A 21150-nucleotide genomic window follows, 5' to 3' on the forward strand; every position below is an offset into this window, starting at 1 on the left:
TTCAGCAGCTCGCGGTGGGATCGGGATCCGCCGCCCCGCACACTCAGGAGCGGCCCTGGCGGTGCCGATGGGCTGCGATGTCCGTCAAACAGCCATCCGGCCGGCCTGGCATGCCGCGGCCCTTCTCAGCGCGGAGCGGACAACGAGGATGTGCCCGGGCATGATGGCCGCGAGATAGGCGTGTCCGAGGCGGTTACGGCAGCGGACGACCGTGGTGGCGACGAGGTCCTCCCGCCCGTCCGGGCGCTGGCTGAGAAGAAGCGACAGGCGAAAATCGAGGTGGCGGTCGTCCTCTCCCAGGACGATCTCGCGCTCAGACCGAGAGAGTACCGGAAAGAAGTCGATCCGGTCCCGGCCGTCGGCCTTGAGGCGGACCCTCATCGCCCCCGACGTCTCAACCCCGAAGAGGCGCACAGCCGCGTCGCGCAGTGCCATGGCTGCCGTGATCCAGGGGGCCGGGTTCAAGAGCGCTTCTTGAGCCAGCCTTGACAGGTCATGCGGCCCCGGCCCGGGCAGCGTCACCGCGAAGGCGTCCACGAGATCCGCGCCCGGATACCGAGAGGCCACCGCGCACTCGGCCGGCGGCATCATCGAGCGAACGTGGGACAAGCGCTCAGCTGGCCTGTGTCCTGACGCGCCCAACACCGGCGAGACGGCGCAACGAGCGGCGCTGACAGCGGCGTAGCGCGACGGCAAAGCTGATTCCGACCCGTCCGCTTCTGGCCTCTGGCGCCCAGAAGCGGACGGGCAGCGTCCCACCCGGAGCAGTCGATCCAAGCGGTCCGGTGTGGGTGCGCGTTTCATGAACAGAGCCGCGCCCTCAGCCCGGTTGCGAAGGGCCGGGCCCGTTTCTCGAGACTACGCGACGGGGCCCGCCACCTTCAAGGCTCGTTGGCTACGGCTTGTTGGCCGGAGCCGGGTTCGTCGTCGTTGCCGGAGGCGCAGGGTTTGCCGGCGCCGTGCTGGCAGGAGGTGGCGGAGGCGGGGGGGCCTCGGCCTTCTTCTCGTCTTTGCAGGCCGTGAGCGTGAGCAAGCCGACGAGCGGCAGCAGATGGCGAATACGCATGACCGTTCCTCCTGTTTGGCCAGTCTAGGCGGTGAGGAACGTCGCCCGGTCGCTGTTCGATCCAGCGCGCCGTGATTCCGGCATCGAACCTGATGCCGGCTCATCGTGGGCATCGACGCGGCGAGCCAACGCCATCGGTCGGGTCCGGCTGTGCCGTGAGACCTCGCAAAGCGACGTTCTCGATCGAACCGGTCGTAGCAGGCCGACACGTCGGAACGACGCGAGGCGGACGTCGGGAGGGCCTGCTTCGGGTCGGGACAGGCGTGGCGACGACATCCGCCGCCCCGAAATTGTCGCGCGCAAGCGGACCGTCGCGTAACCACCCAGAGCGACCATCCTGCGTCTGACCCAACCTCTTTACAGAAGCGTCGGTGGGAGCTGCCCGAAGCTCGCCTCCGGCCGGCGGAGAGCCGAGATGCTCTCCCGGGATCTGCCGCCGCGATGACGCAGCGCATGTCGGCCGGCCCTTTCCGGACAATCTCGGTCGGCGCGCGGATCATCGTGCCGGCATGGATGCGGCCGAGCGCGGTGCAGTCCTGCGGTTGGGCTCGCGGTCCGGCACCGCCAGGAAGCCGGCGTCGCTCGCACCCCGCCGGACGTCGTCTGGCGCGGCCGATCCGCCGAGGTACAGGTCTCGGAGAACTGGCATCCGCTCCGGGTAGAGACGTCGCGTAAAGTCTGTGGCGAGCGTGTCGACGGAGCCTGTGATCGAGATCGATGTCCTCATGGCGCGGCTTCAGGCCTGCAAGTGACGACATTGATGCTTGTGATCGACGGGCGGGATTGACGACAGCGGTCGCAATCCCGCGAGCAACGGCACTGTCGGGGCGATCGTGAAGACGTCTATCGCGACCATGACCTCATCCCGCTTCTGCGCGACTGTGCCGGGGGGAACGGATGGAGATCGCGGCTCGTTGAACCCTCAAGTTGCGTTGCTTGAACGAGAACAACCGGGGAGATCGCCCGTGACGCCGTCCCTGCAATCTGCCTTGGCCGCCTCCGGCTATGTCGGCTTCTGGGAAACGGACCTCGCCACACAGACCGTCGCGATGACGGGGGCTCTGCCCAACCTGCTCGGCCTCGACGAGCAGCGTGCCGCGGCGGGCGTCCCGGTGACGGCGTTTCTGGAAGGCGTTCATCCCGACGATCGCGAGCGGGTCGCGTATCTGGTGCACGAGGCACACCACACGGCAGGGCGCTTCGAGGCCGAGTTCCAGACCAACGATGGTCCCGGTGGCGTGCGTCGCGTCGCTGCACGAGGCCGGGTCGAGGTTGACGCGCGCGGCCAGGGGCAACGCTGCCTCGGCGTCGTCCTGGATCTCGGGGATGGCAGCCAGGACGACCTGACCGCTTCAGCCCAGCGGCTTCGAGCGATCGATCGAGTCGTCGACGCGTTGATCGCGGTCCGCCCGCTGGTTGCAGAAGTCGGTTCGCCTCTCCTGCGCACGCTGATCGACGCGACGCTCTTGGAGTTCGGAAAGCTTCTGGCCGGCCAGATGAAGCGAACCGCACGCCAACTGAATTAACAGTTTCCTCGATGCCTATCCTGCTGGGCGGCGACAGAACTTACGAAGTCAATACAGGAGCGGCGATCATCGCGATCGACGACGCGCTCGAAGGCGGTCAAGAGCGCGAGCGCTTCTTCCGCCGCTCTGACGCTTGCGGGCCTGTCCCGGAAGATCGCGACGTCGTCCCCGAGCGCTGCAGCGATGCGCCGCAGGATGCTGCCGCTTGTGGTTCGTTCTTCGGTCATTGCTGCGCTCCGGCCCCAGGTAAACGGTCGCAGGTACGCGACCGCTGGAGGAAGCGAAACGAACACCCGAACCTGCCCAAGGTATGTGGTTGGACACCGCCCGGTATCCGGCGCCTGCAACCTGTGCGGGCGCGCCGCTGTGATAATGCGCCTGCGCGTGATCGGTTGCGACACGTCGGGCGGAGCACCCCAGCCAAGCCCGTGACCGTCACCGCGGGACCGGCAGCGAGGGCGCCGATCATCGCGCAGGACATGGCCTTGCGCATATGGCCTTGCGCATCATGACGCCCGGCGCTCAGCAGCGGTTGCCGCCCGCGGTCTGGCCGTACTGCTTGACTGGGAAGTTCTGCTGGTTGGCATTGCCCTCGGCAGCCGAGCTCTGCGGACAAGTCGAGGGGTCGCGGTCGAAGCGGCTGCCGAACGGGGCGTCGAACGAGCCCGTGGTTTCCACATCGTAGGGCGCGTAGCCCGTCCAGGCGGGACGGTCGTAGGACATCGCGGACGAGATCGGTGCTGCGGTGAGTGCGAGGGCAGTGACGGCAGCGGCGATGCGGGTCTTCATGAACTAATCCTTGCTCCTTTGCGCAGTACAGTCCGAGATGTTCGGTCTGCTCTCTCTTGCGTGATACCGATATGGGGACGGCTGTCCCGTGGCGGCGTGCCGCTGCGCACGCAGCGTCCGGGATTAATCGGGGCGGTGGCGCTGCTGTGACCGCGCGCGAACAGGCTGCCTCCGCCGCGGCTTCGAGACCGGGCGGCAGATCGCGCTCACAGGGCCCGATCGTTGAACCAGACGCGTGCTTCAGGTTTTGCCTGAAAGCCGACGCGATCCAACTTCGCCGAGGCACGGAGGATCTCCATGCGTATTCCAGTTCTTGCCGCGCTCGCGGGTGTGAGCCTCGGCGTCCTGGCCGTCCCCGCCTCGGCCGTGCCAGCCGGTCCCGTGACCGGCATCTCGTCACCGTCCGACATGCTCACCGACGTTCGGATGAGGCGCCATCACGTGCGGCGCCATTCGATGTCGCGGATCCAGCGGCGCTATCCCGGTGCGAGCTTCGTCCGGAACAAGACGCCCGGCGCTCCGGGCGGCAGCAGCCGGGGCAACGGGGTCACCGGCAGCTACGCCGCGCCCAGCGGACGGTAGGCTCTCACGCGCGCGTATCTCAGCGCGCTCAGGCCGCCGCGGCGGGCTGCCACGTGCGACGTCTCCGCCACCGGATCCCTGCTCTGCGGCAACGTGCAAGACCGTGGGCGGCAGAGGGCGCAGGTGGAAGGGACCTCAGCTTCCGGCACTCTCACGGGATCTGATCCGGGCCGGGGCCTGACGATCGCACGGGCGAGGAGGCCGACACGTCGGCTTCTCAGCGAGCCAGCTTCGCGGGGAGCATTGTCGGCGCCGGGCGGGACGCGTTCGACGCCGCGAACGAGGCAACGAAGCCGGCCAGGGAACGTACATCGTCCGGTTGTCGCGGGTCTCGAGCGACCGCGGCGGCTTCCCGTTCCAGCCGAAGGTTACAGGCCTTTGTCGGGAGGCCGACATCCGGCGTGCAGGCGTCGTGACGGGCGCAAGCGGCGTCCAGGGCGTCGACAGGCGGCAGAGGAGCGTTGTTGCCGGGGCCGCAGTAGTTGCCGTGGATGAGAAACTTCGGCCCGCCGTTCGCGGCTGGCTGTGCCGAGGACGGAGCGGCCCACGCGGTGGCGAGGAGGGCGGGGGCGGCGAGGCTGACGACGGTGCGAGTCAACATGGTGGAGACCCTCCAGCACCTCGCCGCACAGTCCCATCGGCGATGATGGTGCGAGACCTGTTTGAGTACCTTACATCACGTCGCGATGTGCTGCAGAACACTACCCCTATTCGGATGATGCTCTGCCTGGGTGGCGGACGGCTTGGCCGCCGGCTCACCGCGTCCGCGACATCGTGCTGAACCACGGGCGTCGGATGGCGAAGGCGGACGGGCGATACGGAACAGTGACTGCGCCCGTCCGGTTGGCCTGAAGCGACTGCCGCAGGCTCGCGGCCGTGGCCAGGAGAGAGCCCTTGTTCAAAGTACCCGCACTGACGGCTGGGTTGTTCGCAGCCAGCATGTTTCTCGCCCCCGCCCCGGCATCTGCGGCCCAGATCGGCATCGGAGCCGTTCCGGAGGCCGGTTCCGCGGTGCGAGACGTCCAGTATGGCTACGGCGGCCCGCGCTTCGGACGGCACTTCGGTTACGGTCGCCGGGGCTACGGTGGCCCGCACTTCCGTGGGCGCGGCTACGGCTATGGGCGCGGGTATGGGCGCGGCTACGGCCGTGGATATGGGCCCGGCCATGGTTACGGCTACGGGCGCCGCGGCGGCTTCTGACACTCCCCGCTGAGCGGATCCTAGCAAGCCCGCCCGGTCCTCCGGCGCGGGCTTCTGCGTACGATGCTGCGCGTTACTGGTCGCGCAGGGAGAAGAACCAGATCAGGACAGGGATCGGCCCACCGAGAACCACAGAAGGCCGCCCGTAATCATGTCTTGCTCCGGGACCTGTCCGGGCAACCCCGTGGGCCTGTTCCGGCAGGCAGTCCTGCTACCGGGGTCGATCAACGTCTCAGTAACCATCTGCGCGCAGACCTCCGGGCCGGCCGAGCCCGAAGGAAGCCGATGCCCCTGACTCATCCGTTCGTTGCCCAAGCGATCGTGGCCGAGACCGAAGCGATGAAGGCGGCGATCCTGGCCGAGAAGATGCGGGCCATGGAAGCGACGGGCGCCGCCAGGGCCTTCGCCGAGATGGCTGCTGCCCAGAGGGCACGGGCCGCGTGGGCCAGGGCTCAGATCGCGCCTCGGCGTTCGGCCTGACGATGCCGCCTGCGCCGCGAAGTGAAGGTGGGCGGCGGGCAGCGCCCGTCCACCCTCGATGAGGCACGGCTGAACTGTCGAGACGCGACCGAGCGCCGCCCGTCCCCTCGCGGTCGGGCGACCGTTCTCGGCACCTGCGGAATACGGCCCCGCCCAGCGCTTCCCCACCGCCCGTCGCAGGTCGGCTGCCCCGCGAACGCGCGACATGGTCGAGGCGCGCGGCGCCGCCATCCGGAGCCGGTGAGTCGATCCAGCGCGGCTCGACGCCTCCGACGCTCAGACACGCCTCGGCCGGCGTGAAGATGCCGGGCGGTGGGCCGCTGACTGTGGTAGACTTCACCGCATGCGCGCTGGCGATCCAGCGTCTCATGGCCCTCAGGGAGAGTTGCAGTGGCGCGTCCGGACCTCGGTACGAAGCGTGTTTGCCCGACGACGGGTAGGAAGTTCTACGACCTCGGCAAGAATCCTGTGATCTCGCCCTATTCAGGCGAGGTCGTGCCGATCGCTGCGGCGACATCGTACTCGCGGGGGAGCGCTCCCGTTGTCGCCCGCAAAGAGGCGCCGAGCGACGAAGAGGATGAGACGGAGGGCCCCGAGCTCGTATCGCTGGACGAGGTCGAGGCTGAAGAGGCCGAGAAAGACACGGACAGCAATGCTGAAGACGATGACGCTCTCGATATCGAAGACGACGGTGAGCAAGTCGACGATGACAACCTCGTCGTCGATGAGGACGATGACGACACCAGCGATCTCGTCGAAGTCAACGATGACGATGACGATCAATAGCCGCGCTTGCGCCGCCGGTCATTGGGTGGACAGCTGATCGTCGGTGCGGTCTTCGTCGCTGTTCGAGCGGGTGGTGGGGCGGCTCATGAGCAGGGCCGCCCGTACCGCCATGCGGCGCGACGGCTCGTTGGCCTCGGCGTCAACCACGATCGCGGGCGCGGAGGGGTGGGCCGCGACAGCCGCCGCAAGATCGAGCACGTGGTCTGGACCGATCGAGTGATCCTGGGTGGTCGGTTCGGCCAGATAGGCGTCGATTGCGGCGCCGACATCTTCAATGGCGATACGCTCGGCGGTCACCAGATCCCAGAGCGTGGCCTCGACTGACATCCGCGGCGTATCGCACCTCTCGCGAGGGCATGCAATAATGTAACAGGATCTTGCCCTCATCGCCGGCAGGCCAGCGCGTCCGCGGGCTCGAGGGCCATCGCGGGTTGGACGGATGCGATCTGCGACGGGGTGGCCGGCCGGTGCGAGGTGATCCAGAAGCCGATCCCCTGACCACAGCTCGGCCAGCAACCCTTCGGCCAGGCTGTCGGCCCGATCCCGTGCCTCCGCGTCGTCTCGGACCCGGATGAGGGCCGTGCCGCGGTCGCTGCCGTCCGCGGCGAACCGGTGCAGGCGGACGCGAAGGATCGCGTGCGGAAGACGCAGGCCCCCTGCCGAGGCCGTGCCGTCAGCGCCGCAATGCGCGCTCATTCAGGCGCAGAGGCGGAATGGTCAGGCTGTTGGGCCGACGGACGTCGCGATCCACACCACGTGCCGCGGGCCGCTGTGCCCGTTCGCGTGGGGCCGAACCTCCTCGACGACGAAACCCGAGCGCTGGAGGCGCGCCTTGAACTTGCGGTCGGGCGTCGCCGACCAGACGCCGAGCACGCCGCCCGGTCGCAGCGCCCGCCGCGCCAACGCCAAGCCGGGGCCGCCATAGAGGCGATCGTTCTCCGGGCGCACGAATCCTTCTGGTCCGTTGTCGACGTCGAGCAGGATCGCGTCCCACGCGGCCGGACCGGACTGGATGAGGTCGTCGACATCGGCCTCGCGCAGGTCGACGCGCGCGTCGTCGAGGCAGCCGGCAAAGACGCCCGCGAGCGGTCCGCGTGCCCAAGCCGCTACCGTCGGCACCAGCTCGGCGACCGTGACGCTCGCCTCGGGCCCGAGGTTGCGCAGGGCCGCGCGCAGGGTGAACCCCATTCCGAGACCGCCGACCAGCACGCGCGCCGCACCCCGGCCGCGCACACGGCCGCAGGCGAGAATCGCCAGCGCCTCTTCGGAGGCGCCTCGGGTGCTGTTCATCAACTCGATCGTGTCGGCGACGATCGAGAACTCTTGGCCCCGCCGCATCAGGTGCAACGGCGTGCCGCCGGGAACGATGCCGGTGTCGATATGCATCCACGATGTCACGGGCGTCCCTCTGTGGGCCGGCGCTTCGATTATTCCGGCAAACGGGAAGGATGAGTTATGAGACGCGCTCCTGACCGCGCGCCGCGCTCGCATCGAGCACGGGCCGCGACGGCGTTCGCCTCGTCCGAGAAGCCGGTATCACCTCCCATGGCCAAGCGTACCAAGTCTCTGCCGAAGGTGCAGGGGTTCGTGCTGTTCGACGTCACCTACGCCGACGGCAGCCGCGCCTCGAATCGACGCGTGCCGGCCGAGATCCTGGGTGGCCTCGACGGCGATGAGCCGGCGCGCGTCCTCATCGGCGAGCAGGAAGAGGAGATTGCCCGCAAATCGGGAAGGCCGAAGCGCGAGATCGAGCGCCTGATGCGGTCTCCGGCTCCCAGCTCGAAGCCCGATCTGTGACGAGCGGCCCCTGCACAGGCCACTCGTCGCGCGGTGATCAGCCCGCCTTCAGGTTGGCGGCGCTCTCCTTGCCGCTGCGGCGGTCCGCCTCGACGTCATAGGCGATCTTCTGACCCTCGTTGAGGGAGCGAAGGCCCGCACGCTCGACGGCCGAGATGTGAACGAACACGTCCTTGCCGCCATCGTCGGGTTGGATGAATCCGTAGCCCTTGGTCTCGTTGAACCACTTCACGGTGCCTGTAGCCATGGCTGTATCCTGGTCGTCACCGGCTCGCCCACGTGACGGGCCGTGACGCCTGAACGGGTCGCCGCGGCCGGCTGTTCCAGAGGCACCCGCGATCAGGAGCCGCGGGTCCGATCTCCGGGACGCTCGCCGGTGCCGAGCCACTCCAGCGCGGCCGCCCGCGATCTGAAGGTGTGCCCCTGTGATGTGAACGGCGCCGGCCGGTCTGCCTGTGGCACCTCATCGAGCAACTCGATCTGCCACGCATCGCTCGGCTCCGTGCCGGAGACGACCCGAACCAGCGCTGCGATCACGACGCCATCCAGCAGCACGTCATAGCTGCCGGGCGCGAGTTGTTCGACGGTGTAGGTCATGGGCTTCACGCACGCTCTTCGAACTGGAAACCCGCGGGGCGGGCCTGAGGGTGCCGCTGCCGACGGCCCGCTTCACCGCCGGTCCGTTCAGCCAGCATTGCATCGTGCCTCCGGTCAAGCTTAGGACCGGGCTGCCACGGGAGTAGGAGGCTTGGTTGAAAGAGCTCGAACAGGGTAGCGAGGCGGCGATCTACGTCTCCGCCATGGTCGGTGAGATGATGCAGCGCGTTCTGGAAGACGCCCTGGCAGATCTCGCCAGGACGCGCGGTGCCGCCTACCTCGACATGTTCGTGCAGCGCGAGCTGGCCCGCTACGCCGACCTCTTTCGCGAGCGGTCGGACGACACACCCGAAACCTCCAGCATGCTGCGCGCTTGGTTCGCTGTGGAAGGCAGCGCAGCGTTGCGGGCCGTGGTCGAACGCGCGAGCGCCGAGGCGAGGCGCGACTGACCGGGATCAGCGCACTCGCTGCGGTGGCCGGATCACCACCACCGCGGGCGGGCTGACAATCCACTTCTGCGCTGCCGCCTGGTGCGACGGGTCCGGCTGCGGAAGCGTGGCGTTCGCCGCGTACACGAGGTCGGGGCCGAAGCGAACGAGCATGATCAGGACGACGAGGGCTGTGCGCATCCGGGTGCAACGATCGGGCCCGCGGAGCGCTCCCTGCGTCGCGCGTTAGCGGCCCTTCTTCGCGAACTCCCAGACCGGAATGCCCCAGACCTGCCCCTGCTTGGTCCGGTAGGCCGAGCCGCGCTCGAACACCACCCGCGTCGGTTCGACAGCCTGAGCCCGGTTGCCGGTGATCATCATCACCCCGCAGACCTCGATCCGCAGCGTCCCGTGCTCGGGGTGAAGCGCGAACAGTTCGGCCGCCGTCCAGCCGAGCGCGTGCGCCTCGGCGCCGAGACGGTCGCAGAAATCGATGGCGGCCTCACGTATCGGCGCCCAGCGGGCCGGGACGAGATACCGGCACGGCGAGACGTGCGGAGACAGGTCCTCGATAGCGCTGCGCCACAGGGCGGCGGCGTCGGGGAGCATGGTGGGTGCGAAACTGGAAGCCATCCCACGGGCTACGGCAAGCGTGACCGTTGGGCCATGCGGCCAGAAGCGGGGTTGCCTTGCACGGGTGAGGGCGGTCTTGCACCCACCCACCGGCGCTCGGACAAGCCGGGGCCGCCCTGCGGCCGCTCGCACGAGCGTCGAACGCCTCTGCCGCCCCTTCGGACAGGATGCGCCGGCAGGCAGCGGCGCCGCGCGGTCCGACGCGAGCTCGCCCTGCGGGACGTGTGGGAACGACCTCCGCGGATGACCTGAGCGCCGGCATTCCGTCGCGCCGGTTCGTACGATCGCGGGCTGGCGCAATCCGTCCCGGCCTGGCACCCCGCGAGCGTGGCGACGCTCGATGATCGGACCTGTGAAGCGAAGATCGCGGGTGTCTGGCGCCAGATCAGCGTCGCTGAGGCCGGGAGCGCCCCCGTGATGGCGCCGACGCGCTGCCCGTCCTGCCCCAGCGCCTCGGTGCTCTCGGGATCGTACGCCGCGAACGGCAATCGGAAGTTCAGCCATCGCAGGGTGCATACCGGCTGTCCGCGGGACCCGAAGCGGTACTCCGGCACGCCGTCGCCCTATCCTCGGGCACGCATCTGAGGGGTGGCCTGGGTCGGTACGACCTCGATCAGGAACGCTCAGCGGGCACACGGTGTTCAGAACTGGTAGTTTCACCGGTGAGGAAGACGTGCATGGACGTTTGGCAACTCATTGAGCGCGACCACGAGAACATCGGTGGCCTGATCCGTGAGATACCATACGCTCTCAACGACCCCAGAGCGGTCGGCAGCCGCGAGCAGATGCTGGCTGACCTCATGGACGAGCTTGATCTGCACGCGACCGGGCTCGGTGCAAGCTTGTACGGACCCTTGAGCCGGGAGGGCCGGACGCGCACGCTGATCGAAGATTTGAACCGCGGCCACGCGGAGTTCAGGCGACAGCTCCAGCAACTCGCCCGTCGCCGCAAGACGGCCTCCGCCGGCTGGCTCGACACCTTCGAAGATGTCACGTTCCTGGTGGATCAGCACCTACACCGTCACGTGCATGAACTGATCCCCGCCGCGCAGATGCTTCTCGCGCCCGAGGAGGTTGCCGCTGCCACACGGGCGTTCGTGCGAGCCAAGACGAGCGCCCTTCAGTCGCGGCGGCGAGGCACCGTGGCGGGCGGCATGTCGAGCGAGTTCGCCCTTATCGCGACGCTCGCCGGAGTGGCCGCCGGTCTCGGCTATCTGGTCTGGAACGGCGGACGCTTCGGCCAGTCGCGATCGGGCCGAATGGCCGAGGCCGGAGAGCGCGTTCCGCAGCAGGCGGTCCGGTCGATGCCGCGGTGACGGCGGCCAGCCGCGGCGCCCGATCTGCCCGCGGGCCGACGGGGCTCGGTGCCGTGCGTTGCGGGCAGGGCCCGTACGCGACGCGGCCCGAGGCGCAGGATGCCGATCCCCCGTTGGCGGGATCCCGACGGTGCGGGGCGATGTTCAGCCCCGCCTGATCCGCTCCCGATGAGGTGGTCCGCCCCGACGTATGGCTTCCGAGCCGGGACGGGGGCGGACACGGGGGAACGAAGCGGCGCGAGCCAGAGGACGCCGTCGCCGAGCGGCGGCAGGTGGATGCTGGTCTCTCAAGGCCGGAGTGTGGGTGAGGGGATCGGCCCGACGCCGACGCGGCGGCGATCGTCGCGGCCGCGCGGGCGGCGGCCTGCGACGGTTTCGTGCGCCGGCTGCTGAACGGCTACGACACCATCGTGGGCGAGCGCGGCGCCCGCCTCTCGGGCGACCAGCGCCAGCGCATCGGCATCGCCCGGGCGCTGCGGGAGCGGGCGCCGATCCACCTCCGGGATCTCGATCGGCACCAGACCGAGGTCGCATCGGGGGAGGAGTTTGCCGAGGAGGATATCGGCAAGGGCATCCGGGGCTATCTCATCGGCCTCGCGCTCGCGACCCTGCTGACGGTCTGCTCCTTTGCCGTCGTGCACGCCAAGTTCGTGTGGGCGCCGGCGGTCCCCGTGGCCGTGATCGTCTTCGCCATCGCCCAGATGGGCGTGCATCTCGTGTTCTTCCTCCACATCACGACCGGGCCGGACAACATCAACAACGTCATGGCACTGGCCTTCGGCGTCCTGTTCGTGGTGCTGCTGATCGGCGGCTCGGTCTGGATCATGAGCAACATGAATTCCAACATGATGCCGGCGACGCCCCCGTCATCCAGTCCGCAATCGTCCCAGCCCGCGATGCCCATGACCCGGCCGATGCGGCACTGACGCGCCGCGCGATCGCGAGCCGCCTTTCGCGCGCCGATCGTGCGGCTACGGGTGGCCCCGGGGCGCCCGTCGGAGCGTGGCTCGAATCCCCGGTGAAGGGCCGGGCCCACAACTGGCCCAGCTTCGGTGGCTCGTGTCGCTCAAGTTCACGAGCGCCCACGGTGGATGGATCGCGATGCCGCCGCCTCGCTCATTCGTGCCCCATGCTTCTCCGCGATTGCGATGATCCGTGGGCCGCGATCCGGTTAAGAAGCCTCAGGTCGGATTTGGGCGCCGACGCGCTGTCGACCGACTCAAATCTCGCAGGCCGCCCAGGGTTGATGTTCCGCTGGCCGCTTCCCTGGGCTCGCCGAGCGGGCGTCGCCGTCCCGGCCTCGCGAGCCCCCTTGCAGAACCCGGGAGCGTCCGCTCGCGGGAGGCTCGGTGAGGCAGGGTGGTGGAAACGGCGAGGTTTCTGCCCGTCCGCTCTCGGGCGGCAATGCTGAGAACCGGGCGAGACGGCGCGTCAGGCGTTTTGATCCGAGTCCGCGGGGGCTCGAAGACAAGGCGTCGGGCCGTCTCTCTCGGCGCGCGCGTCGTTGTCGAGCATCGCCTGGACGCTGTCGGGGTGTCCGGGCACCCGCAGCAACCGGGCTAACCCGTCGGCGACACCTCGACGGACCGCGTCCTCCAGCTCGTGGTCGTCTCTGCCGTTCACAACAGTGAAGCTCATCCGACCGGTCCTACGCATTTCTTACCCAGGTTAAACTGACCAACGGTCAGCGGTTCCAACGGCCCCCGCCTGTGGCTTGTGAATGGTCCGGCGCCCGATCACGCAGGGTGGATTGCCGCCGTGACGGGCCGGTCCTGGACACCTGTGACCACGTCGCCTGCCGTATCGCGGGCTTCGCAATCCGGCATCACGGCCGAGGCGTCGAAGGGCGTCATTCAGCGGCCCCGAACCCGGCCCGCCGGTGCTCTCGTCCTCGCGCGATCGCGGATTGCTGCGGGTCGTACCGAGGTGCCGATCGTGGGCCCGCTCGGGAAGCTGCCCCATCCCGAGGATTGTCCCGGCGCTCCTGCGGGAGGCGCCTGGCCCGTCGTTGAGATAGACTCCATATGCTGTTCCGGCGCCGCGAAATACATCGGCGCTGGCTCGTTCCAGCGGGACTCGATCACCGAGCGGCGCCAGACGGAGGAAGCGCGGCGCGGGAGTGAGGAGCGCTTCCGTCAGTTCGCAGGCGCTTCGTCGAACGTTCTGTGGATCCGGGACGCCGAGACGCTGCGTCTCGCGTCCGTCGGTTCCGCTCTCGAGCGGATCGACGGCCTGCCCTCCGGCTACAGGCTACATCAGACGGCGACACGATCCGAAGCCGGCTCAGGCTGGTCCTGCCGGAGGAGCGTCGCGCCCCGACGATCTCCAGCGTTCTGCGGCATCGATCGAGATCGGTACGACTAGTCAGGTTGGGAAGCGTCATCACCGCCTCCAGGCCACATCAGCACAGACGGGGCGAACCATCCCTTCTAACCTCGGTTAGCTTGGAGAAGAGCATCCGATCAGGGAGGCGTGGGTGCCGCGCTACTTCATCGACACGTTCGACCACGTGGATGCGATCGACGAGGAGGGGACCGTGCTCCCGGACAGGGCGGCACTGCGCTGCCTGCTTCGCACCGCCCTGACGGAAATCCTCCGCGACGAAGGCGAAGAGCGAGGTATCGACGAGTTCGCCGCGAGCGCGCGCGACGAGCTTGGGCGGCGCGTGATGTGTGCCCGCATCAGCATCACGATCACCGACCAGTGAGCCTCTCTCCTCCACGGGGAGGGCCGATGGAGACGACACGCGCCCGCTTACGTGATTTCGCCGGAACCAGCTGGGCGGCCGCGTTGGGCGCGAGCGGTCGTCCGCTTCACCCCATCCCTGTCCTGGCTCCAGTTCAGCTATCATCTCCCCTCGCCGGCATGTGCCGAGCGGTTTTGTGGAGATCTCGCGCGCGACAGGCAGGCTGACACGTTCGGAGCGGGCTGTGCCACCGCCAGGAACGCCGCTGCGCTCAGAGGAGCGCCCCTCGGCCCGTGTTGATCTCGTTCGACAAGACGTTCGCGAGGGCGGCCATCCCCACCGGCTTCTCACAGCGTTGAACGTGCGCGTAGCGCGCGGGAATACCGGTGCCCTCATAGCCCGTGGCGAAGACGAACGGCACGCCGCGGGTCTCCAGAGCGTCCGCGACGGGGAAGACCATCACGTCGCGCAGATTGATGTCGAGGACGGCCACGTCTATCTTGGAACTCGCCGCGATCAGCGCCAAGGCTCTATCGACCGTTGCCACGGGACCGAGCACCTCTGCGCCGGTCCTCGACAGCATCCGCCGCATCGCGTCGGCGATGAAGTAATCGTCCTCGACCAAGAGCACCTTGTGGCCTGACAGAGCGTCCAGATCATCGCTCGGTGTGCCCATCGTCATCTACGCCTCTGGAAGCCTCAGGCCAATGGAAGCTCGATCAGACAACGTACCTCAGCCTCCCCGAGTTCATAGCGCGTCGTGGCATCGAGCGCGTACGGAAGCGCGTTCTCGATCAGCTCCCGGCCGTAGCCGTTCTTCGGCGCACCGCTCCCTGTCCCGTGTCGGCGGTCAATGCCGGTCTCGACCCATTCGAGCACGAGCCGCGGCATCTGCCCGTCGCTCTCGCGGATCCGCCACCTCACGCTGAGCTGGCCATGTGCGTTGGAGAACGCGCCGTACTTGCGCGCGTTGGTGGCCAGTTCGTGCAGGGCCAGCGCGACGGTCTGCACCGCCCCCTTGCGGACGCGAACGTCGGGTCCGTCGAGCACGATCCGCTCCTGCAGGTTCGCGGCGGCGAGCGCGTCGAGTTCGCTCCGGATCAGTGCCGATAGCGTGATCGGCTCCTCGCCGGCGCGCGAGAGCAGTCCCTGAACGCGCGAGAGGGCGGCCAACCGCTCGTTGAACGCCGAATCGAACGCCTCTAGCGTGTCACTCGCCGCGACGGTCTGCTGCGCGATCGACTGCACCACGCCGAGCAGGTTCCGGGTGCGATGCTGCAACTCGGCGACCATGACGTGCTGCTGCTCCTGCATTCGGCGCAGATCGTCGATGTCGGTCGACGTGCCGAGCCACTCGACCACCTCCCCGCGCTCGCCGCGGACCGGCATCGCGCGCGTCTGGAACCACCGGTAGCTGCCATTGCCGGCGTTGCGCAGACGGCCTTCCATCTGCAGGACGCCGGTTCGCGTGGCATCGCGCCAAGCCTCGATAGCTGGACCACGGTCGTCCTGGTGCAGGGCGTCGAGCCAGCCGTGATTCCGGCTCTGCGCGTCCGTCTGTCCGGTATAGGCGGACCATTGCGGGCTCGCCCAAGTCCACTTTCCATCCTCTGCCGCCCGCCAGACCAGCTGCGGGATACCCTCGATCAGGGCGAGGAGCCGCCGCTCGCTCGCGCGCTGACGCTCCTCGGCCCGCTTGCGCTCGGTGATGTCGACGAAGGTGATCACGACACCGGCGATGAAGTTGTCGACGCTGCGGTAGGGCAGGACCCGGACGAGGTACTGCGCGCCCGTTGTCGAGTTGGTGATCTCGCGCTCGACCACGCTCAAGGTGCGAAGAACGCGTCGGGCATCGTCCTGCAATTTCTCATAGGCGATGCGCGACTTGATATGACCGATCGGGCGGCCAGCGTCCGTCTCGATGAGATGGAAGATCTCGGTGACGGCGGGCGTGTGCTTGGTCACCCGCAGCTCGTTGTCGAGGAAGATCGTCGCGATCTGCGTGCTCTCGAGAAAATTCTTCAGATCGCTGTTGGCTCGACCCAGCTCCTGAACCCGATGGCCGAGCTCGCCGTTGACCGTGGTCAGTTCTTCGTTGACGGATTGCTGCTCTTCCTTCGAGGTTTGCAGCTCCTCATTGGTCGATTGCAGCTCCTCGTTGAGGGACTGATACTCCTCGTTCGAGGATTTCAGCTCCTCGTTGGTGCTCTCCAGCTCCTCGATGGTGGCCTGCAGGCGCTCGCGCGTGGCTCCGAGCTCGGCCTCGAGGCGTCGGGTGTGCTCGAACGCGCCTGAGCCACCTGCGGCGCTGTCGCCGCCGGCGACCGCCTTCGGACCGCCCTCCTTGAACAGCACGAAGTAGCCGCGCGCGGCCGGATCGTCTCGCATGGGCTCGACGACGAGGTCGACCGACAGGCTCGCGCCGTTCCGGCCGATCTGCAAGCCATCGATCTGCACCCTCTGAGCGGTCTCATCGGCCTTCGCCAGCGCGGCGCGCAGGTGGAGGCGCAGGTCCGGATGAGCGAGCTGCAGTAGGTTCAGGCTGGCTGTGCCACCGGCGGGCTCGATGTAGCGCCCGCTCCGCCCGGAGAAGTGCAGAACGTTGTACGAGGCGTCGGTGATCACGTAGGCGGGGGCGTAGCGTTCCGCCAGCCGCTCCGCGCGCCGCGTCAGCGTCACCCCGTTCGGCCGGACCCGCTCCTCGGCGGTGGCGGACACGCCGATCCGGCGATCCGGCGCCGCGAACGGGAAGTCCGGCAAGATGCGGGAGCCGGTCTCCCGGCGACGGAAGATGCGCGAGCGACCGTCGATGGGCGCGAACAGCTCGGTGTGGCGCGAGACGTTCTCGGAGTTGCCCAGGAACAGGGCGCCCTCGGACTTCAGGGCGAAGTGGAACAGCGGGATGACCCGGCCCTGCAACTCCGCGTCGAGGTAGATGAGCAGGTTGCGGCACGAGATCAGGTCGAGTCGTGAGAACGGCGGGTCCTTGATGATCGAGTGCTGCGAGAAGATGCACATCTCGCGCAGCTCCTTCACGAGGCAGTAGGTGTTGCCCTCCTTCACGAACCAGCGGGCCAACCGCTCGGGCGACAGGGCCTCGCTGATCGTGCTGGCGAAGCGGGCGGCCCGTGCCGAAGCCAGGGCTCGACCGTCGAGATCGGTCGCGAAGATCTGGACCTGGGGAACGACGTCGAGGGTGGCCATGTGCTCGCGCAGCAGGATTGCCAGCGAGTACGCCTCCTCGCCGGTCGAGCAGCCGATCACCCAGACCCGGATCTGATCGTCCCGTCCCTTGTCGGCGAACAGCTTCGGGATCACGTCCCGCTCCAGGATCTCGAACTCCTTTGGGTCACGGAAGAACTGGGTGACGCCGATCAGGAGATCGTTGAAGAGCTCCTGGGCCTCGTCCGGCTGGTTGCGCAGCGCCTCGACGTAGCCCTCGACCGTCACCACCGAGAGAACCTGCATTCGGCGCTGGACCCGGCGCAGGAAGGTTCCCGGCTTGTAGCCGTGGAAGTCGTGACCGGTCCTGTTGCGCAGCACCCCTGCGATCGCCGTGAGCGCCGCCTTGGCGACGGCCGGGGTGGCAACGCCCTCGGCGGCGAGCTGGCGGGCGGCGGACGCCACGCGCTCGATGAGGTCGTCGAGGGACAGGACGGCGTCGGCCAGCGCCGCCGGGGTATCGCTCGAGGTCAGCTCGCCGGCCCTGGACTCGGCGGTCTCCTCGGCGAGCGTGAGGCCACCCGCCTCCTTGATCGCCTTGAAGCCGAGTGTCCCGTCCCCGGCAGTTCCCGCCAGCGCGACCGCGATGCTGCGGCCGTCCTCGTCGCGGGCGAGTGAGACGAGGAAGCTGTCGATGATGCCCCGTCCGCCGACCTCGTCCGCTGGACGCGTGCGGAAGCGTCCGTTCTGGACGTCCACGACGAGGTCGGCGCCGATCAGGTAGGTGCGTCCGGCCTCGATGAGGGCGTCGTCCCGGACATCCGCCAGTTCGAGCCCGGCCGCCGCCAGGGCGCGCCGGAACCCCTCCTCGTCGAGGGCGTCCCGGTGCTGCAGGGCCACGATCACCGCCACGCCATCCAGTCGCGGCATCCGGGTGAGAATGTGCTGCAGCGATCCGGTGCTCGCGGCCGACGCGCTCAGGGCGAGGTAGGCGGTCGTCCTCGGCGAGCTCACATCGGGTTCGGTCATGCTGGATCGCCGTGATGCGAGGCCCGGTGACAGCGGCGGTCCCGCTGCGAGCAGCTCGTGCGTGAAATGTCGGGCCCGTGTACCACGGCGGGGCCGCAACGTGACCGAGGCTGGATGCCTTACTCCTCCTGCGCGCCCTCGCTTCCGGACGATTCGGGCTCGGGTAGGGACAGCAGGGCCGCGCGCCGGATCGTCTCCGCGTAGCCTCGGTACTCGGCGGCGCGATCGTCGTACATATCCGCCACCGCCGGGCGTCCGGAATTTCGGCCATCCTGCGCCATGCGGGCGACGAGTTCGGCCCGCTCCTCGATGATGCGCAGCGCGACGCGCAGGGCCTCGTCGACGGCGTTCTCCTGCTCTTTGGCGACCACCTCCGCCGTGTAGGCGTGACCCACTTGGCAGCGGAAACGCAGCGGCTTGGCGTCGCGGACTTTGGACAGGACGCCGCTGCAGTGCGGACAGGTGAGCGCCGCGGGATCGGCGATCCGGCGCAGCATAGCGCTGTCGATGCGCTCGCCCGCGGCGATGTCGATTTCCAGGCGGATCTCGGGCGGCACCGGCAGCCGCGGTCCGGCCGGCTCCCGCACGAGTTCGGATAGAACGTCGCCGAGGCGGGCGCTCGGAAGGGCGAGGTCGACGCTGGCCGCAGCCATCCCGCTGAGCGGCATCTCGTCGGCGATCGCGTCCGCCGGGTCCTGCACGATCGCGATCCCGCCGCAGCGCTTGATCGCCTCCAGCCCGGCGGCGCCATCGTTGAGCAGTCCGCTGAGCAGCACGCCGATGACCCGCGAGCCGTAGGCCGCGGCGGCGGAGCGGAACAGCGGGTCGATGGATGGGCGGGCCATGTTCTCGCGGGGGCCGCGACCGAGCCTCATCTGGCCGTCGCGAACGATCAGGTGATGGTCGGGCACGCCGAGGTAGATGTTGCCGGGCGCGATAGCCATGCCGTCCCGCGCGGCGTGGACCGGCATATGCGCGGCCGCGGCTGTGACCGTCGCGAGCAGGCCGAGGCTGCGGGCCGGGATGTGCACGACGACGAAGACCGCCGCCGGCAGGTCTCCCGGTAGCGCCCCGAGGATCGCTTTGAGTGGTGCGGTCGCGCCGGAGGAGCCCCCGATGACGATGATGTCGCGGTTCATCATGACCGATCTCGTTGGAGCATCGAGGGCCGCGCTCGGCCCAGTTCGTCCGAGCACCGCGCGCGCGGTGCCGGGGGTGCCGGGGATGAAGTTCTCCGGGTGTTCTCAGTCGCGTCCATCGCCTGCATCCCGCCAGGCCTCCGTGATGACCATGCGTCCGACTTGGTCGGTGAACGGGATGAGCAGGCTGCAGTGCAGGCCATCCAATTCGTAATTGAGGGCCGACCGGGCTTCGAGTTCGTAGGCGAGCACGTCCTCGATCACGGTCGTGCCGAAGCCGCGACGTGTGGGCCGCGCCACCTCTCTCCCGCCCGTCTCGTTCCACATCAGCGCGAGGATCGGCTCCGGCTCACTCGGTCTGATCTGCCATGCCACCGTCACCCGCCCTTGCGGGAGCGCGAGGGATCCGTGTTCGATCCCGTTGCTCGTCAGCTCGTGCAGCGCCATCGCCAGCACCTGCGCTGCTTTAGGCCGAAGTCTTACAGGGGGGCCGGCGATCGTGGCCCGCTCGCCTTCGCGCACGAGGTGGACCATGAGCTCGTCCGAGACGAGCGTGTGCAGGCTGGCCTCGCCGAACGCATCCGTGATGGCGTGCACCCGGGCGATGGCGCCCAGGCGTCCGTCCAGGTGGGCGACGTAGGTGTCGATCTCCTCAGCGCTCTCCGCGGACCGATGCATGATCGTACGCAGCATCGCCATGGTGTTGCGCACGCCGTGGCGCAGGCTATCGGGCATACCCGCCTCATCGAGCAGCCGGCGCAGGCGCACATTGTCGGCGCGCAGGGCGGCGAGCTGGTCCGCCGCGTCATCGGGATCTGTCATGCCGCGCCTACGTCGATGCCGGGTATCTCTGCTAAGTCAGAACGCGTGCGTGCGGTTCATGCGGGCCTTGGAACAGCAGGCTCAACGTGTGCCGCCAGGTGAAGAGAGGCCGATCGAAATGTGCGGGCCGAGCCGGGGCCTCTGGATCGTGGATGGTCAGACGGCGACTGCGCAGGGTAATCGGACCTTGGCCGCGCAGCTCTTGGGGCGTGCGGTTGATGTGCACGCTGGTCTGGCCCATCGCGACCGCGAGATCGCTCCGCGTGATCGGCAACGGACAGCTCGCTGCGTCTGCGAGACCGACCGCCACCGGCCGCGCCAGCAGCGCACAGAACAAAGCGCGAGGCGCTCGATGGACTTGCTTCAGTTCAGTGGAGAGCAGCTTGGTGGTTGATACCCCTCTCGAACTGGGTGGGGCTTGTGAAGCCCAGCGCCGAGTGACGGCGGCAGGGATTGTAAAAGCCATCGATGTAACGGGCCAGCGCGATGGTGGCCTCGGCTCGCGTCTGGAACGCGGTGCGCCAGACCAACTCGCTCTTCAGCGTCTTGAAGAACGTCTCGACCATCGCGTTGTCATAACAATTTCCCTTGCCGGACATCGAGATCACGATGCCATGTCCTCGTAGTTCCGCCTGATACTCATTCGAACAGTACTGACTGCCGCGGTCGGAATGATGCAATAAACCTGGTCCGGGCCGTCGGACGACAAGGGCACGTCGCAGCGCGGTCAGCGCGAGCTCCTTGTGAAGCCGGTCGCCCGCCGCCCGGCCCACGACCCGTCGGGAGTACAGATCGAGGACCACCGCCAGGTACAACCAGCCCTCCCGCGTCCAGATGTAGGAGATGTCGCTTCCCCACTTGCGGTCCGGCCCGGCCGCCGTGAAGTCCTGGTCGAGGTGGTTGGGCGCGACCGGAAAGGCGTGGCCGCTGTCCGTCGTGCGCCGGAAGCGGCGCGGCTGGCGGGCTTTGAGCCCGTTCTCCCGCATCAGCCGGGCCACGCGCCGCCGGCCTGCCGCCAGGCCCTGCTCGCGCAACTCGTGGGTCATGCGCGGGCTGCCATACGTCTCGTGCGAGAGCGTGAAGGCGGATCGGACGTGGGCAAGCAGCACGAG

26 protein-coding genes and 1 pseudogene are annotated in these 21150 nt (G+C 68.4%); 10 read left to right on the top strand and 17 right to left on the bottom strand.

Annotated elements, in window-relative coordinates:
- Positions 1 to 84: 84 nt before the first annotated feature.
- Positions 85 to 591 (bottom strand): DUF2867 domain-containing protein, encoded by a 507-nt coding sequence (locus tag ME121_RS25060; protein ID WP_059409816.1) that lies wholly within the window; start codon positions 589 to 591, stop codon positions 85 to 87.
- A 1440-nt stretch (positions 592 to 2031) separates the two neighbouring features.
- Here ME121_RS25060 and ME121_RS25065 point away from each other — a divergent pair.
- A complete protein-coding gene (locus ME121_RS25065) occupies positions 2032 to 2592 on the top strand; it encodes a PAS domain-containing protein (protein WP_024827416.1) in 561 nt (186 codons plus the stop codon).
- On the opposite strand, the gene ME121_RS34290 is transcribed toward ME121_RS25065, so the two are convergent.
- Positions 2589 to 2819 carry a hypothetical protein gene (locus ME121_RS34290; RefSeq protein ID WP_058608122.1) on the bottom strand — a complete coding sequence of 77 codons (231 nt, stop codon included), beginning with the start codon at positions 2817 to 2819 and terminating at the stop codon, positions 2589 to 2591. The genes ME121_RS25065 and ME121_RS34290 overlap by 4 nt on opposite strands.
- 295 nt (positions 2820 to 3114) lie before the next feature.
- Positions 3115 to 3381, bottom strand: coding sequence for a hypothetical protein (locus ME121_RS25070; RefSeq protein WP_012329992.1), 267 nt, complete (start codon positions 3379 to 3381; stop codon positions 3115 to 3117).
- A 297-nt stretch (positions 3382 to 3678) separates the two neighbouring features.
- Between ME121_RS25070 and ME121_RS25075 the strand changes: the two genes are divergently transcribed.
- Positions 3679 to 3963 carry a hypothetical protein gene (locus tag ME121_RS25075; protein WP_029359791.1) on the top strand — a complete coding sequence of 95 codons (285 nt, stop codon included), beginning with the start codon at positions 3679 to 3681 and terminating at the stop codon, positions 3961 to 3963.
- Between the two features lie 217 nt (positions 3964 to 4180).
- Here ME121_RS25075 and ME121_RS34295 read toward each other — a convergent pair whose 3' ends face one another.
- Positions 4181 to 4564 carry a phospholipase A2 family protein gene (locus ME121_RS34295; RefSeq protein WP_012329990.1) on the bottom strand — a complete coding sequence of 128 codons (384 nt, stop codon included), beginning with the start codon at positions 4562 to 4564 and terminating at the stop codon, positions 4181 to 4183.
- A gap of 884 nt (positions 4565 to 5448) precedes the next feature.
- Here ME121_RS34295 and ME121_RS25080 point away from each other — a divergent pair.
- Both ME121_RS25080 and ME121_RS34300 read left to right on the top strand, forming a co-directional pair.
- Entirely contained in the window at positions 5449 to 5643 is a 195-nt protein-coding gene (locus ME121_RS25080) for a hypothetical protein (RefSeq protein ID WP_029359789.1), read from the top strand.
- A 390-nt stretch (positions 5644 to 6033) separates the two neighbouring features.
- A complete protein-coding gene (locus ME121_RS34300; protein WP_012329987.1) occupies positions 6034 to 6429 on the top strand; it encodes a TIGR02300 family protein in 396 nt (131 codons plus the stop codon).
- Between the two features lie 18 nt (positions 6430 to 6447).
- Here the strand turns inward: ME121_RS34300 and ME121_RS25090 are convergent, their stop codons facing one another.
- Entirely contained in the window at positions 6448 to 6756 is a 309-nt protein-coding gene (locus ME121_RS25090) for a hypothetical protein (protein ID WP_012329986.1), read from the bottom strand.
- A gap of 390 nt (positions 6757 to 7146) precedes the next feature.
- Positions 7147 to 7815 carry a polyamine aminopropyltransferase gene (locus ME121_RS25095; protein WP_059409817.1) on the bottom strand — a complete coding sequence of 223 codons (669 nt, stop codon included), beginning with the start codon at positions 7813 to 7815 and terminating at the stop codon, positions 7147 to 7149.
- Between the two features lie 159 nt (positions 7816 to 7974).
- Here ME121_RS25095 and ME121_RS25100 point away from each other — a divergent pair, with 159 nt between their 5' ends.
- The gene (locus tag ME121_RS25100; RefSeq protein ID WP_058608117.1) at positions 7975 to 8226 is read left to right on the top strand and encodes a hypothetical protein; all 252 of its coding nucleotides are present in this window, start codon (positions 7975 to 7977) and stop codon (positions 8224 to 8226) included.
- 37 nt (positions 8227 to 8263) lie between these two features.
- On the opposite strand, the gene ME121_RS25105 is transcribed toward ME121_RS25100, so the two are convergent.
- The gene (locus ME121_RS25105) at positions 8264 to 8473 is read right to left on the bottom strand and encodes a cold-shock protein (protein WP_012329983.1); all 210 of its coding nucleotides are present in this window, start codon (positions 8471 to 8473) and stop codon (positions 8264 to 8266) included.
- A gap of 92 nt (positions 8474 to 8565) precedes the next feature.
- The gene (locus tag ME121_RS25110) at positions 8566 to 8823 is read right to left on the bottom strand and encodes a hypothetical protein (RefSeq protein ID WP_059409818.1); all 258 of its coding nucleotides are present in this window, start codon (positions 8821 to 8823) and stop codon (positions 8566 to 8568) included.
- Positions 8824 to 8978: 155 nt separating this feature from the next.
- Here ME121_RS25110 and ME121_RS25115 point away from each other — a divergent pair, with 155 nt between their 5' ends.
- The gene (locus ME121_RS25115; protein ID WP_059409819.1) at positions 8979 to 9272 is read left to right on the top strand and encodes a hypothetical protein; all 294 of its coding nucleotides are present in this window, start codon (positions 8979 to 8981) and stop codon (positions 9270 to 9272) included.
- Between the two features lie 6 nt (positions 9273 to 9278).
- Here ME121_RS25115 and ME121_RS34305 read toward each other — a convergent pair whose 3' ends face one another.
- A complete protein-coding gene (locus ME121_RS34305) occupies positions 9279 to 9452 on the bottom strand; it encodes a hypothetical protein (RefSeq protein ID WP_012329980.1) in 174 nt (57 codons plus the stop codon).
- 45 nt (positions 9453 to 9497) lie between these two features.
- Positions 9498 to 9884: a hypothetical protein gene (locus ME121_RS25120; RefSeq protein WP_029359785.1), complete on the bottom strand. Its 387-nt coding sequence runs from the start codon at positions 9882 to 9884 to the stop codon at positions 9498 to 9500.
- 327 nt (positions 9885 to 10211) lie between these two features.
- Here ME121_RS25120 and ME121_RS34310 point away from each other — a divergent pair, with 327 nt between their 5' ends.
- The 3 genes from ME121_RS34310 (at position 10212) to cyoD (ending at position 12126) form a co-directional block, all read left to right on the top strand.
- On the top strand, positions 10212 to 10469 hold the full coding sequence (locus ME121_RS34310; RefSeq protein ID WP_488168465.1) for a hypothetical protein: 258 nt from the start codon (positions 10212 to 10214) through the stop codon (positions 10467 to 10469).
- 92 nt (positions 10470 to 10561) lie between these two features.
- Positions 10562 to 11200: a hemerythrin domain-containing protein gene (locus ME121_RS25125; protein WP_012329978.1), complete on the top strand. Its 639-nt coding sequence runs from the start codon at positions 10562 to 10564 to the stop codon at positions 11198 to 11200.
- Between the two features lie 377 nt (positions 11201 to 11577).
- Entirely contained in the window at positions 11578 to 12126 is a 549-nt protein-coding gene (gene cyoD / locus ME121_RS25130) for a cytochrome o ubiquinol oxidase subunit IV (protein ID WP_089231406.1), read from the top strand.
- A 505-nt stretch (positions 12127 to 12631) separates the two neighbouring features.
- Here the strand turns inward: cyoD and ME121_RS25135 are convergent.
- Positions 12632 to 12838: a hypothetical protein gene (locus tag ME121_RS25135; RefSeq protein WP_012329976.1), complete on the bottom strand. Its 207-nt coding sequence runs from the start codon at positions 12836 to 12838 to the stop codon at positions 12632 to 12634.
- An 838-nt stretch (positions 12839 to 13676) separates the two neighbouring features.
- Here ME121_RS25135 and ME121_RS25140 point away from each other — a divergent pair.
- A complete protein-coding gene (locus ME121_RS25140; RefSeq protein WP_043074943.1) occupies positions 13677 to 13907 on the top strand; it encodes a DUF6894 family protein in 231 nt (76 codons plus the stop codon).
- 250 nt (positions 13908 to 14157) lie between these two features.
- Here the strand turns inward: ME121_RS25140 and ME121_RS25145 are convergent, their stop codons facing one another.
- From ME121_RS25145 to ME121_RS25165, 6 genes and pseudogenes are all read right to left on the bottom strand, one after another.
- Positions 14158 to 14568: a response regulator gene (locus ME121_RS25145; protein ID WP_012329974.1), complete on the bottom strand. Its 411-nt coding sequence runs from the start codon at positions 14566 to 14568 to the stop codon at positions 14158 to 14160.
- Between the two features lie 17 nt (positions 14569 to 14585).
- A complete protein-coding gene (locus tag ME121_RS25150) occupies positions 14586 to 18077 on the bottom strand; it encodes a CheR family methyltransferase (RefSeq protein WP_059409820.1) in 3492 nt (1163 codons plus the stop codon).
- 119 nt (positions 18078 to 18196) lie between these two features.
- Complete coding sequence (locus ME121_RS25155; RefSeq protein ID WP_059409821.1) at positions 18197 to 19219, bottom strand: chemotaxis protein CheB; 1023 nt, start codon at positions 19217 to 19219, stop codon at positions 18197 to 18199.
- Between the two features lie 102 nt (positions 19220 to 19321).
- Complete coding sequence (locus tag ME121_RS25160; protein WP_012329971.1) at positions 19322 to 20038, bottom strand: HWE histidine kinase domain-containing protein; 717 nt, start codon at positions 20036 to 20038, stop codon at positions 19322 to 19324.
- Between the two features lie 31 nt (positions 20039 to 20069).
- A complete protein-coding gene (locus ME121_RS34315) occupies positions 20070 to 20504 on the bottom strand; it encodes a helix-turn-helix domain-containing protein (RefSeq protein WP_089231408.1) in 435 nt (144 codons plus the stop codon).
- Positions 20407 to 21150: pseudogene (locus tag ME121_RS25165) on the bottom strand (IS3-like element ISMra4 family transposase); the annotation flags it as partial. The gene ME121_RS34315 and the pseudogene ME121_RS25165, both read right to left, overlap by 98 nt.

The sequence above is a fragment of the Methylobacterium sp. ME121 genome (assembly GCF_000974725.1).
Taxonomy (GTDB): Bacteria; Pseudomonadota; Alphaproteobacteria; order Rhizobiales; family Beijerinckiaceae; genus Methylobacterium; species Methylobacterium radiotolerans.